General features: G+C 57.6%; 13 protein-coding genes and 5 pseudogenes. 11 read left to right on the forward strand and 7 right to left on the reverse strand.

Annotated features, from left to right (window positions below):
- Positions 1–27: 27 nt before the first annotated feature.
- Positions 28–1,287: an L-2-hydroxyglutarate oxidase gene (lhgO, locus tag AC1ME2_RS27585; RefSeq protein WP_480438406.1), complete on the reverse strand. Its 1,260-nt coding sequence runs from the start codon at positions 1,285–1,287 to the stop codon at positions 28–30.
- Positions 1,288–1,375: 88 nt separating this feature from the next.
- Entirely contained in the window at positions 1,376–2,353 is a 978-nt protein-coding gene (gene glaH, locus AC1ME2_RS27590; RefSeq protein ID WP_480438408.1) for a glutarate dioxygenase GlaH, read from the reverse strand.
- Positions 2,354–2,546: 193 nt separating this feature from the next.
- On the opposite strand from glaH, the gene csiR reads away from it, so the two are divergent.
- A complete protein-coding gene (gene csiR, locus AC1ME2_RS27595; protein ID WP_480438410.1) occupies positions 2,547–3,254 on the forward strand; it encodes a DNA-binding transcriptional regulator CsiR in 708 nt (235 codons plus the stop codon).
- A 491-nt stretch (positions 3,255–3,745) separates the two neighbouring features.
- Here csiR and AC1ME2_RS27600 read toward each other — a convergent pair.
- Positions 3,746–3,850: pseudogene (locus AC1ME2_RS27600) on the reverse strand (IS110 family transposase); the annotation flags it as partial.
- Positions 3,851–3,972: 122 nt separating this feature from the next.
- Between AC1ME2_RS27600 and AC1ME2_RS27605 the strand changes: the two are divergent.
- Positions 3,973–4,926, forward strand: a pseudogene (locus tag AC1ME2_RS27605) (AMP-binding protein); the annotation flags it as partial.
- 280 nt (positions 4,927–5,206) lie between these two features.
- Here the strand turns inward: AC1ME2_RS27605 and AC1ME2_RS27610 are convergent.
- Positions 5,207–5,385: pseudogene (locus AC1ME2_RS27610) on the reverse strand (FAD-dependent monooxygenase); the annotation flags it as partial.
- 7 nt (positions 5,386–5,392) lie between these two features.
- On the opposite strand from AC1ME2_RS27610, the pseudogene AC1ME2_RS27615 reads away from it, so the two are divergent.
- From AC1ME2_RS27615 to pcaC, 7 genes and pseudogenes are all read left to right on the forward strand, one after another.
- Positions 5,393–5,593: pseudogene (locus AC1ME2_RS27615) on the forward strand (helix-turn-helix domain-containing protein); the annotation flags it as partial.
- A gap of 32 nt (positions 5,594–5,625) precedes the next feature.
- Positions 5,626–6,555, forward strand: a complete 930-nt coding sequence (pcaQ, locus tag AC1ME2_RS27620; protein WP_480438412.1) for a pca operon transcription factor PcaQ — start codon at positions 5,626–5,628, stop codon at positions 6,553–6,555.
- Between the two features lie 128 nt (positions 6,556–6,683).
- Positions 6,684–7,403, forward strand: a complete 720-nt coding sequence (gene pcaH, locus AC1ME2_RS27625) for a protocatechuate 3,4-dioxygenase subunit beta (protein ID WP_480438414.1) — start codon at positions 6,684–6,686, stop codon at positions 7,401–7,403.
- A gap of 12 nt (positions 7,404–7,415) precedes the next feature.
- Entirely contained in the window at positions 7,416–8,018 is a 603-nt protein-coding gene (gene pcaG, locus AC1ME2_RS27630; protein WP_480438417.1) for a protocatechuate 3,4-dioxygenase subunit alpha, read from the forward strand.
- 72 nt (positions 8,019–8,090) lie between these two features.
- Positions 8,091–9,437, forward strand: a complete 1,347-nt coding sequence (pcaK, locus tag AC1ME2_RS27635; protein WP_480442363.1) for a 4-hydroxybenzoate transporter PcaK — start codon at positions 8,091–8,093, stop codon at positions 9,435–9,437.
- 39 nt (positions 9,438–9,476) lie between these two features.
- Complete coding sequence (locus tag AC1ME2_RS27640; RefSeq protein WP_480438419.1) at positions 9,477–10,838, forward strand: 3-carboxy-cis,cis-muconate cycloisomerase; 1,362 nt, start codon at positions 9,477–9,479, stop codon at positions 10,836–10,838.
- Between the two features lie 21 nt (positions 10,839–10,859).
- Positions 10,860–11,261: a 4-carboxymuconolactone decarboxylase gene (pcaC, locus tag AC1ME2_RS27645; RefSeq protein WP_449633751.1), complete on the forward strand. Its 402-nt coding sequence runs from the start codon at positions 10,860–10,862 to the stop codon at positions 11,259–11,261.
- 121 nt (positions 11,262–11,382) lie between these two features.
- Here pcaC and AC1ME2_RS27650 read toward each other — a convergent pair whose 3' ends face one another.
- Positions 11,383–12,633 (reverse strand): OprD family porin, encoded by a 1,251-nt coding sequence (locus AC1ME2_RS27650; RefSeq protein WP_480438421.1) that lies wholly within the window; start codon positions 12,631–12,633, stop codon positions 11,383–11,385.
- A 297-nt stretch (positions 12,634–12,930) separates the two neighbouring features.
- Between AC1ME2_RS27650 and AC1ME2_RS27655 the strand changes: the two genes are divergently transcribed.
- On the forward strand, positions 12,931–13,980 hold the full coding sequence (locus AC1ME2_RS27655; RefSeq protein WP_480442364.1) for a Gfo/Idh/MocA family protein: 1,050 nt from the start codon (positions 12,931–12,933) through the stop codon (positions 13,978–13,980).
- Between the two features lie 113 nt (positions 13,981–14,093).
- Complete coding sequence (locus AC1ME2_RS27660; RefSeq protein ID WP_480438423.1) at positions 14,094–14,978, forward strand: DMT family transporter; 885 nt, start codon at positions 14,094–14,096, stop codon at positions 14,976–14,978.
- Positions 14,979–15,003: 25 nt separating this feature from the next.
- Here the strand turns inward: AC1ME2_RS27660 and AC1ME2_RS27665 are convergent, their stop codons facing one another.
- On the reverse strand, positions 15,004–15,867 hold the full coding sequence (locus AC1ME2_RS27665; RefSeq protein ID WP_480442366.1) for a methyl-accepting chemotaxis protein: 864 nt from the start codon (positions 15,865–15,867) through the stop codon (positions 15,004–15,006).
- Positions 15,862–16,626, reverse strand: a pseudogene (locus AC1ME2_RS27670) (MCP four helix bundle domain-containing protein); the annotation flags it as partial. The gene AC1ME2_RS27665 and the pseudogene AC1ME2_RS27670, both read right to left, overlap by 6 nt.
- Positions 16,627–16,660: the final 34 nt, after the last annotated feature.

Below are 16,660 nucleotides of genomic sequence, written 5' to 3' on the forward strand. Positions count from 1 at the left end.
GGCGACGCCCATCTTTGGCACCCAGCCTCAGGTTGCAGTGGATGCAGCCCGAGCGGAGTTGGACGGCTTGACGAAACTGACGCCGGTGCTTGCTAACTGTTCGCGGACCTTGTCGACAATGTACGCACCGATCGGGATGGCCGACGTCGCTGCGGGCGATGGGGCGTTGCAAACGCTGACGCTGCGGGCGGTGTTGATGAACAGGAAGTCGTCGATCAGCTTTCCGTCCAGCGAGACAGCCTGGGCGCGCACACCGGCCGGGTAAGCGGTAAGGTCGCTCTTGGCTATGGTTGGGCAATACTTCTGAACTTCTTTCAGGTAACCACCCTTGAACAGCGAGTTTTTCATTTCGATCAGGCCGGGGCGCAGGTTCTTCATCAGAACCTTGAGAATGCCCGGAGTGGTCAGGGTTTCGAACATATCGGACAGTGAGATATCGGTCTTGCGATAGCCTTCACGCTTCATCGCCAACACGGCGTTGGGGCCGACAGTGACGGTGCCGTCGATCATGCGGGTCAGGTGCACGCCGAGGAATGGCATGGACGGATCCGGGATCGGGTAGATCAAGTGGTTGACGATCTGGTTGTGTTGCTTGGGCAGCAGGTAGTACTCGCCACGGAACGGGCAGATGATGAAGTTCGGCTTGATCCCGAGCATGCGCACGACGCGGTCGGCCATCAGGCCCGAGCAGGTGATCAGGAAACGCCCGTGGTGTTCCTGATCGCCGGTGCGCACCACCACTTCATCGGGACGCTCGTCGATGGCGACCACTTCGCTGTTGTAGCGGATTTCGCCACCGGCGGCTTCGAATTCGCGGCCCATGGCCACGGTGACTTGTGCGTAGTTCACGATGCCGCTGGATGGCACGAAGATACCGCCCAGACCGACGATGTTCGGCTCGCGCTCACGCAGTTCGGAGGCCGATAGCCACTCACGCTTGAGGCCATTGGCTTCGGTACGGTCCCACAACGCGCTCATACGCTGCATTTCTAGCTCATTGGTGGCCACCAGCAGCTTGCCGCACTCGTCGTAACGGATACTGTGCTTGTCGCAGAAGGCCTTGGTCGCCTTGTTACCTTCCAGGCAGAAACGTGCCTTCAGGCTGCCGGGTGTGTAGTAAACGCCGGCATGGATCACGCCACTGTTATGGCCAGTCTGGTGCTTGGCCGGGCCGGACTCTTTCTCTAGCAGGAGGATCTTTGCGTCCGGGTAAACCTGGGTCAGTTGCATGGCCGTGGACATGCCCACAATGCCGCCACCGATGATAATGAAGTCGTACGCAGCCATTAGCTTGCACCCACCTGAATTACGTTTTGTTTGAGGCATGACAAGGACCGCACGTGTTGGTCCTCGTCATTTCAGCTCTTGGCAAACCTTACTGGCCGCGCTGGTACATGGTTTTTTGGTAGCTGATGTAGCCACGCTGGCGCATCAGCTCACGACGCAGGCCCGGGTGGGCGGTGAAGCGGTCACGGCCGTGCAGCCAGAACATATTGTTGACCAGGACGAAGCTGCCGACCGGCACCGGTACCGACACCTTCTTCTGGCTGCCTTCCAGGGATTCGCTCATGGAGGTCAGCCAGATGCCTTCCTCGAAGTCCTTGGGCTGCACGAACTGGTCGATGTAGCGCATGGTCGGTCGGCCTTCAGCGTCGTTGTCGAACACCGCGTGGAACACGTCTTCACGCACGTTCTTGCTCGGTGGCGCGGTGAAGCGCATTTCACGGCGGGCCAGCGGGTGCGTGCAGTAGTGGTTCAGGTCTTCCCAGTCGTCCAGGTGCAGCAGCAGGGTGTTGCCGCCTTCCATGTTCTGCTCGTCGATCTTCATCATAAGCACGTAGTCGGTGCGCTCCTGGACAAATGTGCCGTCGTTATGCAGTTCCATCACACGGTGTGGCTGGCGCAGATAGCTGTCGGAATTGTCGGTGTTGACCACTGCGAAGCGCGCGTAGAACTGGCCGCTCATGGCATCAAAGTTGGAGCGACCGATCAGATGTGCCACTGCCGAAGAGAACTTGACCATGTCATCGGCCTGGGTCACGTCGCACAGGCCTTCAGGGGTGATCAGCATGCCGCCGGTGGCGCGGTCCAGGATGGTGTTGATCAGAACCGGGCGCAGAGTACCTTCGCACAGATCGTCAAGGATCTGACCGACACGAAAGCGCAGGAACGACTTGTACTCCAGTGCCTGTACCGGCCACTCGGCAACAGCACTGACGAAGGCGTCGACGGTTTCCTTGGCGAAGGTCAGCTCAAGAAGGCGAGGCGACTGCCTGGAAGGGGTAAGGGTGAACCCCTTGCTTTCCGACGGCAGCGGCATCACAAGGTCCTGAATCTGAGTAAAGGCGTTCATGGCGGCTCCTGGCAAAGTGGGTGAAAAGCGCTTTCCCGTGTTGATCTGGGTCAAGCAGGAATGAAAATATCGCCATTAATATAAAATGTCTACGTTTTTAAAAAGAAGCGACAAAATACTTCATTGTCTAATGTTTTTCGGTCAGTAGATGTTTAGGTATGATGGAGCCTTTGATGAGTTGAGGAGCAGTACCTTGGATAGCCTCACCCCCAGGCAGAACTCTGCATTCAGCGGGTATGAGCGGCTTAAACAGGACATCATCCGTGGAGTCTTCAAGCCTGGAGAGAAGCTCCTTATGAGCGGGCTGAAGGAACGTTATGACCTTGGTGTAGGCCCACTGCGAGAAGCTTTGTCACAACTGGTGGCTGAACACCTAGTGGTGGTAATCAGCCAGAAAGGCTACCGCGTAGCGCCCATGTCGCTGCAGGAAATGCAGGACATCTATGATGCCCGCGCCAACCTGGAAGCCATGATTGTCGGCCTGGCCATCGAACGCGGCGACGACGCCTGGGAGGCTCAGATACTCGCGCAGTCCCATACGCTATCTAAGGTGATGGACGTGAAAACCCGCGAGCAGGTGCTCGACGTCTGGGATGAGCGGCACAAGACTTTCCACAGTGCCATTGCGGCTGGCTGCGGCTCCAAGCATTTACTCCAGGCGCGTACCTACCTGTTTGACCAAGCCGAGCGCTACCGCCACCTATGGCTGACACAAACGGTGTTCTCTGAAGAAGCCCTCAAGCTCAAGCGCAAGGAACATGCCGCGCTGGTCGAAGCCATTCTCGCCCGCGATACCGTTAGTGCAACAGCAATGATGCGCAACCATCTGATGACTCCAGTGCCCATCATCGTCGAGGTCATGCAGCGCAGCGGGCTGGGCAAGGCTGCCGTTGCTCTTTGAGCTTGGCGCTCAGCGAGCCGGGCAGCAGTTGGCGGCCTCATCCTGATGTTCGCGGGCTTTCTCTCAGCCAGGACTGGTCCCAACCTTGGTGATCTCTGGCGCGAAACCCTATTGGGTCGATGCCGATAGAGTTTGGGAACAGGCAATGGCTCATCAAGAGGATATTTCCGCATTATGCTCTTGCTTGCAGGCGGGTTCTAAACACGTGGACCCTCGGGCAGCACTTGATTCGGACTACCAAGGCTAGAGCACTACATTACATGCGAAAGGAAGGCTCAAACCATGTAGGAACCTTTTTAGCTCGTGTGCATGCTTAGTTGCAGCATATTTCATTAGAGGAGGGCGCTCACAATTGAGCGCTTGGACAGCTATGGGGTGATAGTTTTGCGGGCTTCATCAATAGGAGATGTCGCCCCGTCTTCGACGCCGCGCTGTCACGCAGCAAACTCGGTCTCGATTCTGCCCGGAGGGCGTAGATACTCTGTTGCCGGTCAAGCTTTTGCGAAGTGTTTTTCGCTAAAAAGCTTGGCCGTATCAAAATCTTCGCCCGCGCGCATACAGGCCCAAAGCCCTGTCAAATACTTGCGCATCACGGCGCTATCTTTTCGGTGAGCATCTCTGAAGCTGCCCTGCCACTGGTCCGTACCAGGGCCTGAAAGTGCTGGTAGTGAATCATTACCAGCGCTGTCGCGAAGTTTGTGATGTGGGCAAGTCCAGCAACCTGGTCGAAATTTCGCCCACCGCGTATCTGACCGTCCCTAGAGGATGGGAGGAGTTGGTGCAGGCTCTGGAAGGTGATAAAGCACTGCGAAACCGGTTTTGTTCGCGCATGAAGTTGTTTTTTTTCGCCGGCGCCGGGCTGTCCCAATCGGTGTGGGATCGTCTGGAGAAGGTCGCGGTTGAACACTGTGGGGAGCGTATCCAGATAATGGCCGGTTTGGGCATGACGGAGACTGCTCCCAGCTACACCTTTACCACCGGCCCCGTTTCAGATGCAGGCTATGTGGGGCTGCCTGCACCTGGCTGCGAAGTGAAAATGGCCTTAGTCGACGGAAAATATGAAGCGCGTTTTCGCGGGCCAAACGTCATGCCGGGGTATTGGCGTAACCCGCAACTGACCGCTGACGCTTTCGATGATGAGGGGTACTACCATTCCGGGGATGCGGTCACGTTCGCGGATTGGAATATGCCAGAGCTGGGCCTGGTTTTTGACGGTCGTATCGCCGAGGACTTCAAGCTGGCCTCTGGCGGATTTGTGAGCGTCGGCCCAATGCGAGCACGGGTTATAGCGGCAGGGACGCCCTACATACAGGACGTTGTTGTCGCTGCGCCGAACCAAGCGCGGACTGGCCTGCTTATCTTTCCCATGGTCTCGAATCTACGCAGCCTAGCGGGGCTCGAAGCCGAGGCCTCTGCAGCCGATGTTTTGAATGCTGGGGCCGTAAGACAATGGTTGGTCGAGCTGATGGATAAGCTCAACGAATCAGCGACCGGGGTGGCGACGAGGATCGATTGGGGAGCGCTGCTTGAGCAGGCTGCCCAACTGAGTCTGGGCGAGATCATCGACAAAGGCTCGATCAACCAGCGTGTCGTGCTGACCCACCGAAGCGAGAAAGTGGATGTTCTTTACGCAGGTACCGATCCTGACCGTCCGTTGGCATCTGCTCGGTAATCGAGCTGCGGGCTAGGCCGCGTTTTGTCCCCGGTTTCAAGTTTTGACAAGGGCATCACTTTTCTACGCGTAACTAACACCACCCAAGAAGCCATTGCCTAGGCGCTATTTAAGTCTTGGTTTTTCGTTTTCGACCCCTTCGGGCCAAGGCTAAAGGGCATGGACGCCGCCACCGCCGTTCTTTTTTCCGACAGTTTTGAAGCGTCGGAGCTGGGGTGGGTGCGTAATGGATGGAGCGTACGCATCGTCTACGACGTTGCCCGCGTTATCTATGGAACTATATACGCTTACTGACACCAGCTTCGCGCAAAGATCGACCATGCCTTGTTCCAGCATACCGGCACGAATTCGGAAGAGGATGTAGTCGGGACTCTTGCGTTCGACGATGATGTTGTCAATTCCCGCACGATGCAGCAGTTGACCGAGCAAAAGGCCGAACAGCTCGGCGCCTCGCTCAATAGTCCGGTGCCGACGACTCTGCGGACAATCGGCGTTGCAGATGATCAACCAGCGACTGCTGTTGGAAGCCAAGCTCGATCTGGTCTACACCACCATGACCGTCAATCAGGTGTCCGACAGCCTGGGCTTTTCCGAACCGGCTTACTTCTCGCGCTTTTTCAAGCGCAGTACGGGGCAGTCACCGAAACAATTCCGTATCCAGCGTTAGCGGATGCCAGACCTTGAAGGCAGCGAACTGCAGTGAACATCGATACCCGCATCAAATTCCGCCATCTGGTGTGTTTTCTCGAAGTGGCACGCCAAGGTAGCTTGGCACGCGCCTCGGATAAACTGGCGATCAGCCAACCGGCGCTTTCCAAGACCCTCAAAGAGCTCGAAACCCTGCTGGTGACAACCCTGTTCGTGCGCAGCAAAAGCGGCGCGGCGTTGACTGAGGCCGGAGTGGCTTTTCTGCGTTATGCAGGGCCGAGCGTACAAGCGCTGCGTGAAGGGGTGAATAGCCTGCGTTCCGGAGAGCATGAGCCCATCACTGCGAGGCTCGGTGTGCTGTCCACCGTGGAAAGCTTGCTGATACCGGAAGTCGTTTGCCGTCTGCACGCCCGACATCCTGCGTTGGTCGTGAGTGTGGTGACCGGACCGAGCGCGTACCTGCTGTCCCAACTGCGCGTCGGTGAGCTGGATTTGGTGGTCGGCCGCATGACCGATAGCCCGCAGATTCTTGGGCTGACATTCGAGCATTTATACAGCGAGTCCATGACCCTGGTGGTGCGTAACGGTCATCCGTTGCTGGCCGATCCGCTGGCGCCTAAAAACCTTAAAGACTATCCACTGGTGCTGCCACTGGCGGGGACGACGATTCGTAAGTTCGCCGACAGTCTGTTTGTGCAGCACGGCATCAGCCCGCCGAGCCAGCGACTGGAAACCCTGTCATTGACCTTGAGCCGGCGTTACGTGCAGTGCAGCCAGGCGATCTGGGTTGCGCCATTCGACGCTGTGCGACAAGACCTGAGTCGAGGTGAGCTGGTGGAGCTGGAGTTGGGGATTCGCGAGCCCGGTGGTTCGGTGGGGCTATGCAGCAACCCGGCGCTGCCCATGCCGCTGGCGGCTCAGTGGTGTGTGGAGGTGCTGCGCGAGGTTGGCCAGGATTATCGAGAGGGGCGTTATCCATAACCATTTGGTTATGGATAACGGCTTTTTTTTCAATGTTGCATCAGGTCATATCGGGGGAAACTGGGCCACAGGCTGCTATCCAGCAGCCTTTACCCATAGCGTTTATCCATAAAAATAAGGAGACAGATATGTCTGATGCGGACAGCAGCCGCTTCGTCATTCGTGACCGCAATTGGCACCCCAAAGCCCTGACGCCTGATTACAAAACCTCTATCCTTCGCTCCCCGCGACAGGCCTTGGTGAGCATTCCCCAGTCTCTGTCGGAAACCAGCGGCCCAGACTTTTCCCACCTGAAGATGGGTCAGCACGACAATGATCTGCTGCTGAACTTCAACAGCGGCGGCTTGCCGATCGGCGAGCGCATCATTGTTTCCGGTCGAGTCTGCGATCAATACGGCAAGCCAGTCCCACACACCCTGGTCGAGATGTGGCAAGCCAATGCCGGCGGTCGCTACCGGCACAAGAAAGACAGCTATCTGGCGCCCCTCGACCCGAACTTCGGTGGCGTCGGCCGTGCCTTGACTGACCGCGACGGCAACTACAGTTTCCGTACGGTCAAGCCCGGCCCGTATCCGTGGCGCAACGGTCCCAACGAGTGGCGTCCGGCGCATATTCACTTCTCCATCAGTGGCCCGTCGATTGCCACGCGGTTGATCACTCAGCTGTATTTCGAAGGTGATCCGCTTATCCCGATGTGCCCGATCGTCAAGTCGATCGCTAACCCGGAAGCGGTACAGAGCCTGATCGCCAAGCTCGACATGAGCATGGCCAATCCCATGGATTGCCTGGCTTATCGCTTTGATATCGTCCTGCGCGGCCAGCGCAAGACTCACTTCGAAAATCGCTGAGGAGGCACGCTCATGCCCGTTCAACTTCTGCAGGAAACGCCTTCGCAAACCGCGGGTCCCTACGTGCATATCGGTTTGGCGCTGGAGGCTGCTGGCAATCTTCCTCGTGAACAGGAAATCTGGAACGAGATGGCCAAACCCGGCGCGCCGGGCGAGCACATTTTGCTGGTAGGTAGCGTCTACGACGGCAATGGTCACCTGATCCGCGACTCGTTCCTGGAGTTCTGGCAGGCCAACCATGAAGGCGTCTACGACAGCGGCTACGACCTGGAAAAGCCCTTTAATAGCTTTGGTCGTACCGCGACCACTGATGTTGGCGAATGGACGATCAAGACCGTCAAGCCTGGCACCGTCAACAACGGGGCCGGTGTTCCGATGGCGGCGCACATCAATGTTTCGCTGTTCGCTCGGGGCATCAACATTCACTTGCAGACCCGCCTGTACTTTGACGATGAAGCCCAGGCCAATGCAGTCGATCCAGTGCTGAATCTGATCGAGCAACCTCAACGCCGCGAAACCCTGATCGCCAAGCGTTGCACGGTCGATGGCAAGCTGGCTTATCGCTTCGACATCCACGTTCAAGGCGAGGCTGAAACGGTGTTCTTCGACTTTTAAGTGTTAACGCCTGCGTGCGCTGTAACGGTTTTGCTGCCAAGCGACCTAATAAAAATAAGGAATTTTCGCATGATGCTCTCCCCCCGTGTGCCTGTGGTTGGCACGCTCGATGTTCAGGCGTTCATCAACGCCAAGCCACTTTCCACCTATCAATGGCGGGTTGTGCTGCTGTGCTTTCTGATCGTGTTCCTCGATGGTCTGGACACTGCAGCCATGGGCTTTATCGCGCCAGCCTTGAGCCAGGAATGGGGCATTGATCGTGCGAGTCTGGGGCCGGTGATGAGTGCGGCGTTGATCGGCATGGTCTTCGGTGCGTTGGGTTCCGGGCCACTGGCGGACCGGTTTGGGCGCAAGGTGGTGCTGGTGGTTGCGGTGTTTCTGTTCGGGATATTCAGCCTGATGTCGGCCTACAGCAGCAACATCGATCAACTGCTGGTCCTGCGCTTGCTTACAGGTCTCGGTCTGGGCGCTGCGATGCCCAATGCCACCACGCTGCTGTCTGAGTACACCCCTGAGCGACTCAAGTCGCTGCTGGTCACCAGCATGTTCTGTGGGTTCAATCTGGGCATGGCCTGCGGCGGCTTCGTCTCCGCGAAGATGATTCCGGTGCTGGGCTGGCACAGTCTGCTGATGCTTGGTGGAATTCTGCCTTTGGTGCTTGCTGCAGTGTTGTTGTTCTGGCTGCCCGAATCGGCCCGCTTTCTAGTGGTGCGGAATCGGGGGGCGGAGCGAATTCGCAAGGTGCTGTCACCGATTGCGCCGTTGGACGTTGCGATGGCCACGGGTTTCAGCGTTCCTGAACAGAATGTGGTGCAAAGCCGCAACGTGCTGAAGGTGATTTTCTCCGGCACGTATAGCGCGGGCACTTTATTGCTGTGGCTGACCTATTTCATGGGATTGGTGATTGTTTACCTGCTGACCAGTTGGTTGCCGACCCTGATGCGTGACAGCGGTGCGAGCATGGAGCAATCGGCATTTATCGGCGCGCTGTTCCAGTTCGGCGGCGTACTCAGTGCCGTCGGTGTGGGCTGGGCGATGGACAGGTTCAATCCGCACAAGGTCATCGGCATCGCCTACCTGTTGGCGGGTGTGTTCGCTTGGCTGGTCGGGCAGAGTTTGGGCAATGTCGCGGTGTTGGCCACGCTGGTACTGTTGGCCGGCATGTGCATCAACGGCGCGCAATCGGCTATGCCATCGCTGGCGGCGCGTTTTTACCCAACTCAGGGCCGCGCCACCGGCGTGTCATGGATGCTCGGCATTGGTCGTTTCGGCGCGATTCTGGGCGCGTGGGCCGGGGCGACATTATTGGGGCTAGGCTGGAACTTCGAGCAGGTACTGACCGCTCTGGTGATCCCGGCGGCGCTTGCGGCTGTTGCTGTATTGATTAAAGGGTTGGTCAGCCATGCGGATGCCACCTGAGATCACATCTCTGATTTTTCGAATCACTGGAGTCGTGGCGTGAACAGACCCACCAATCAACTCTTCGATGTTTATTTCACGCAACCGGCGATGCGGGCGATTTTTTCCGATCTTGGCCGGTTGCAAGGCATGCTTGATTTTGAAGCCGCGCTGGCGCGGGCTGAAGCCAGCACCGGGCTGATTCCCAATGACGTCGTGGCAGATATTGCGGCGGCTTGTCGTGCTGAACTCTACGATTTAGATGAACTGGCGATTGCCATTGGCAGCGCCGGCAACTCGGCGATTCCGCTGGTCAAGGCGTTGGGCAAAAAAATTGCCGTACGCAACGAAACCGCCGAACGCTACGTGCACATGGGTGCAACCAGCCAGGACGTGATGGACAGTGGTCTGGTGCTGCAACTGCGTTCAGCCATTGATTTGCTGGAAAACGATTTGGCGGAACTGGCGGATGCCCTTGCCCAGCAGGCGCTGCGTCACGCGAGCACGCCGCTGGCCGGGCGCACCTGGTTGCAGCAAGCGACTCCGGTGACCCTTGGCATGAAAGTCGCCGGCTGGCTGGGCGCCGTCACGCGTCACCGCCAGCGTCTTGTTGAAATCAAACCGCGCTTGCTCTGTCTGCAATTCGGCGGCGCTTCCGGCAGCCTGGCGGCATTGGGCGATCAAGCATTTGCGGTGTCCGAAGCCTTGGCTCACGAACTGAAGCTGAACCTGCCTGAGCAACCGTGGCATACACAACGTGACCGGCTGGTGGAGTTCGCCAGCCTGCTGGGGATGATCGCTGGCAGCCTGGGCAAGTTGGGGCGAGATCTCAGCCTGCTGATGCAGACCGAAGTGGGCGAAGTATTTGAACCCGCCGCGCCAGGCAAGGGCGGTTCTTCGACCATGCCCCATAAGCGCAATCCAGTTGGGGCAGCGGTGATGATCGGTGCTGCGACGCGTGCGCCTGGGCTGGTTGCAACGATGTTCGCGGCGATGCCGCAAGAGCACGAACGCAGCCTCGGTCTTTGGCATGCTGAATGGGAGACCCTGCCGGAACTGTGCTGTCTGGTGTCCGGCTCGTTGCAGCAGGCATTGCAGGTGATACCGGGGCTGGAAGTCGACGCTGAGCGCATGCTGGGCAATCTGCAACAAACCAAAGGGCTGGTGCTGGCCGAGGCCGTGAGTATTGCCCTGGCCCAACGCATCGGTCGCGATGCTGCACACCATCTGATCGAACAGTGCTGCCGCAAAGCGGTGGAGCAGGGGGCCCATTTGCGTGAGGTGCTTGGCGCCGAAGCGCAAGTCTCTGCGCAGCTGTCTGCTGATGAACTGGATCGCTTGCTGGACCCGGCCCATTACCTGGGGCAGGCGCAACGTTGGGTCGAGCGCGCGGTTGCCGACCATCACGCTTTTACGCTTTGAGTCTTGAAAAAGGATCCTGAAATGGATGAGAAACAACGTTACGAAGCGGGCATGAAAGTGCGCCGCGAAGTGCTGGGTGATGCTCACGTGGATCGCAGCCTGGAACACCTGACACCCTTCAACGGTGAGTTCCAGGAAATGATCACCCGGCATGCCTGGGGCGATATCTGGACCCGCCCAGGGTTGCCACGCCACACCCGTAGCTTGATCACCATCGCCATGCTGATCGGCATGAATCGCGAAGGCGAGTTGCGTCTTCACCTCAAGGCAGCGAAAAACAATGGCGTGACCCGCGATGAGATCAAGGAAGTGCTGATGCAAAGCGCGATCTATTGCGGCATTCCAGCAGCCAACGCGACGTTTCACTTGGCCGAAGAGGTCTGGGACGAGATGGGGGTTGAGTCGTTAAAGGCGTCTTTGTAAGCGCTGCAGTCTGGCCCACATAGTTTTTCTTGTGGGCCAGAAGGTGATGATCGTTCAGTTCACTTGAACTATTTGAAAGCAGGGCGCGCAGTTAACTGGCGCCCTGTTTTTTTTCGCCTTGTTACAGCAGCGACAGTGGATAGCTGATGATTAACCGATTCTCGTCGAATTCGTTGACGCTGTAGTCACGGCGCATGGTTGAGTTGCGCACTCTCAGCGACAGGTCTTTGAACGTGCCTTCCTGGATAACGTAAGCCAGCTCCGATTCCCGCGCCCACTCCTGGCCGTTGGTGATGGCGCCGGAGTGCACGTGGTCGCCGGTGATATAGCGGTTCATCATCGTCAGTCCGGGAATGCCGAGGGCGGCGAAGTTGTAGTCGTGGCGCAGTTGCCAGGACCTTTCACCGGCGTTGTCGAAGCTGGAGTTGTAGCTGTCGTTGGCCAGCGTGCCGCCGCTGGTGCCGTTGACCCGCATCCAGTTGTCGCCATTGACCTTTTGCAGGCCAAGGTAAAAGGTGTTTGCGTTGTATCGGGCTGAAAACATTCCTGACCAGGTTTGGTTGTCAAGATCGCCTGCCAAATGGCTGCCATCTTCCTTGCCGGTGAAGAAGCCAAGGTTGGCGCCCAGCACCCAATTGCCGATGGGCTGGCTGTGAGTCAGGTTGTAATACTGTTGCTGGTAGATGTTTTCCAGCTGCGCATACCACACGCCAACTTGTGTGCGCTTGTCGTTGAAGGTGTATTCCGCGCCGCCAAAGTTGAAGCGGTCGGAGGTCACTGTCGGGCGGTTGAACATCGACATCGTGTCCATACTGGCGTCGTTGCGCGGGCTGTTGCCGCGGAACTGGCCGCCGTAAAGGGTCAGGCCGTCGATTTCTTTGGACGTGATCTGACCGCCACGAAAGGTTTGCGGCAGAGAGCGCCCGTCATCGGAGCGCAGGATCGGCAGCACCGGCATCCACTCACCGACCTTCAATTCTGTCTGGGAGAAACGCGCCTTGGCGGCCACCCCCAACCGGCCGAAGTCATCTGCTGGGTAGCCGTCATGCTGGATTGGCAGCAGTTGCGTGCCCCCCGTCCCCTTGCTGCCATCGAGCTTTACCGAATACAGCCCCAGCACATCGACGCCAAAGCCGACCGCGCCTTGGGTGAAGCCGGAGCGGGCGTCGAGGATGAAGCTCTGGGTCCACTCCTGGGCAGTCCTTTGCGCGTTGGCGGGGTTGACGAAATCACGATTGATGAAGAAATTCCGGATGTTCAAATTTACGTTGGCATCGTCGATAAATCCGGCTGCCTGGGTGGTGAGTGGCGCAAAGACGCTGGCGGCGATAGCTGCTGAAAGTGCGCTGATTACATGACGATTTGGGGACATGGTACGGACCTTTTTATAGTTATGAGTTCATCGAATCTGGAGCTGATAGTGCTAGTTGGGCAGGGCCTGCGCAATTGACGAAACACGGATTTGTGCGATTATCGAACGTTAATTAACCAGTTAGTACATTTTATGGGAGATACAGCTGCACATCGATATCAGAGAAGAAAATTGCCCTCTTGATTAAAAATAGAACTCAGTTCTAAATAATTATAAGCGAACATTGAACGCAATTCTGAAGTCACCATTCGTCTTGGTAACTGCCACCACAAAAACAATCACATGAGGGTTTATCATTTGAATTCGCCACTGCGCATCGCCCTGATCGGTGCTGGCATCATGGGTCGCCAGCATCTCCAGCACCTGAGCAACGTACCTCGGGCACAACTTTGCGCCGTGGCCGATCCTGGTCCTCAGGCTGAGGCCTTTGCGCTCGAATGCGGCGTTCCGTACTTTGCTGATCACCGGCATATGCTTGATCAGATCCGGCCTCAGGCGGCGATCATTGCCAACCCTAATGCCCTGCATGTGCAGACGGCGCTGGACTGCATTAGCGCCGGTGTGCCAGTGCTACTGGAGAAACCCGTGGGCGTCGATCTGGACGAGGTGCGTGAGTTGGTCTCGGCATCCAGGGCGCAGGGTGTGCCAGTGTTGGTCGGTCACCATCGTCGACACAACCCGCTGATCGTCAAGGCGCGTGAGGTGATTGCCAGTGGTGCGTTAGGGCGGCTGACCACGATCACTGGCCTGTGGCAATTGAAAAAACCGGAAAGCTATTTCGATATTCTTTGGCGCCGAGAAACTGGAGCGGGCATGCTGTTGACCAACCTGATTCATGACCTCGACCTGCTGCGTCATCTGTGCGGCGAAGTGCGACAAGTGCAGGCGATCACCAGCAATGGGGTGCGCGGCTTCGCTAACGAGGACAGCGTTGCCGTGTTGTTGCAGTTCGAAAACGGCGCGCTGGGGACCATGACGGGCTCCGACGCGGTTGCCGCGCCCTGGAGCTGGGAACTGGGCTCTGGGGAAAACCCGGTCTATCCGCGGCAGCCGGATCAGCCATGTTACTTGCTGGCCGGAACGCGTGGCGCCCTGAGCATTCCGCAACTCAAACGCTGGCATTACGCAGAGCCAGGCGCGGGCTGGCATCAACCCTTGCATCAGGTGACCGAGGCATTCCCCTCCGATGAAGCGTTGCGCCTGCAGTTGGAGCATTTCGTTGCGGTCGCCCGTGGTGAAACTGAACCACTTGTAGATGCCGCCGATGCAGGGCGCACACTTGCATTAGTCGAAGCCATCCGCGCGGCCGCACACAGTGGACGCGCGTGTACGCCCACCACGGTGTAAAGCCCTGCGGTGAGCTGAAGAGACAACCGTTACGCTCGCTACCGTAGAGCGGACAGGCATAGGCGTTGGCATGCCGTCGACTACCGTTTTTCTGCAGGGTCAAAGGAAGGTTAATGAGTACCGTCAGTACACCGTTGTCCGGTATCAATCAGCCACTTAGGGGTATTTCGCTCATTGTGTTGGCAACGCTTCTGTTCGCCACACACGACACCCTGTCCAAATACCTGTCCGGGATCTACCCGGTCATCATGGTGGTCTGGGTTCGTTATGTACTGCACACCCTCCTAATGGCCGGTATCTTCATGCCATCAGCAGGGTTGCGTGTACTGCGCACCAAGCGTCCGGGGTTGCAGGCGTTGCGCGCGACCTGTCTGTTGGGCACCAGCCTGTTGTTCACCAGCGGTCTGATGTTCATTCCTCTGGCGGAAGCGACGGCGGTTAATTTTCTCGCACCGCTGTTGGTCACGGCGTTGTCGGTGCCGCTATTAGGTGAGCATGTCACGCGTGGACAATGGATCGCAGTCCTGGTGGGCTTTCTCGGTGTGATGGTCATCGTGCACCCGGGCGGCGAGTTGTTCACCCCGGCAGTCCTGCTGCCCCTGGGGTCGGCCATGTGTTTTGCCTGCTACCAGTTGCTGACGCGACTGGTCAGCGCCCACGACAGCCCGACCACCAGCAACTTTTTTGCAGGCTTGTTCAACAGCCTGCTGATGAGCACGCTGGTGCCGTTCTTTTGGCAAACCCCGCAGCTCAAGCACTTGCCATTGATGCTGGCACTGGGCACCTGCGGGATGGTCGCGCATTTGCTGTTGACCCAAGCATTCCGTTTCGCAGCCCCGGCGATGCTGGCGCCATTCGGTTATTGCCAGATCGTCTTTGCCGGACTGTTGGGCTTTCTGGTGTTCTCCCATGCACCGTCGCTCACGGCTCAGTTCGGCATCGTTGTGATTTGCCTCAGCGGTCTGGCCGCTGCATGGCAGCAGCGCCGCAAAGGTTGATCGGGAGTGGCGTGATGGGGTGTTTTCACAACTGGAAGCGCTCGATCATCCCCTTTAACTCATGGGATAACCCGGATAACGACTGGCTAGCAGAATCAATCTGTACGGCGCCCCCAGACGTCTGGATTGATAGGTCGCGGATGTTCACCAGATTGCGGTCGATTTCACGGGCCACCTGCGCCTGCTCCTCACAGGCGCTGGCTATCACCGTATTACGCTCATGGATCAGCAAGATAGCGTCGGCGATTTCATCCAGCGCATTGCCGGCAGTCTGGGCGGTATCCAAGGTTTCCAGAACCTGCTCATTATTGGCCTGCATGGTTTCAACGACTTTCGCGGTGCCAGCGCGGATCGCTACCACCATGTTCTCGATTTCCTGAGTAGAGTTTTGCGTACGGCCAGCCAGCGCCCGCACCTCATCGGCGACTACAGCAAAACCACGACCGGCTTCACCCGCTCGCGCCGCCTCGATCGCTGCGTTCAGCGCCAGCAGGTTGGTTTGTTCTGCAACGCCGCGGATGACGTCAAGAATGTTACCAATGTCCTGAGAGTGAGCAGCCAGTTCTTCGACTTGTCGAGTAGCATCTTCGACATGGTGTCCCATGCGTCGAATTGCCTGAACGGTCAGGTCGACTCGCTGACGGCCCAGCTGCGTGGTAGTGGTGGAGGTATTGGATGCGTCGGCGGTCGATACCGCGTTACGTGCCACTTCCTCAACAGCCGCAGTCATTTCGTTGACCGCTGTCGCTGCTTGCTGGATCTCGGCGTTCTGGTTGTTGAGATCGTTGGAAGTCTGGTTCGTCACTGCCGTCATCTCTTGTGCAGCAGCAGCCAGTTGATGGGAAGAATCGCCAATCAGACGCAACGTATCGATCAGGCTGTTCTGCATCGCGGTTAAAGAACGTTGCAGGTTGGATACTTCGTCCGCCCCCGTGATCTCGATATGGCTGGTCAGGTTGCCCTTGGCAATATTTTCGGCAAACTCGGTGGATTTACGTAGCGGATTGGTGATGCTGCGAACCAGGGTCCAGGCCAGCACCAGTGTGACAATAAACACCAGTATCAACATGCCTACGGTGGTCTGCATGGCGTTGTCATAGACCCCCTTGGCCCCACGGGTGTAGAGCGCGGCCTGCTCGGCATTGATCTTAACCAGTGCGTTGAACAGGTCACCTGTCTGGTTGGATAAATCCTGGATCCCGCCGTTGAGCAATTGAAGCATCGCCGCTGAATCATTCTGCTGAGAGAGCGCCAGGTACTGGGTCAGTTTGTCGTTGTAGCTACGGACCACGCTGTCCATCTTGCTGAACGTGTCAGCGGCTTCCGGCGGCACGATAGGGCGATACTCGGCCATTGCTTTGTTCAACTCGCCGCGAAGAAAATTCATGCGCTCTACTGACAGTTTGAGCAGTGCCGGGTCGCGGTTTAGCATCATCCGCAGGGTAATGACACGGATGCTCAGGGAGTTGTCTCGGATCCTGGCAATGGCGCTGGTGCCAGCGTGTGAAACTTCTTCTGTATGGATGACGGCTTCGCGCATCTTGGATATCTGCGCCATGGAAAAAAGACCTAGCCCTAGGACAAGCAGCAGAACAATGGTGAAACTCAAAAAAGCTCGGGTTGAAAAACGCAGATTGCGGATATTCATTGGGGGGCCTGAAGAGGGAGGGTTTGGTTTTTTT

The organism is Pseudomonas sp. ASL9 (assembly GCF_056680335.1).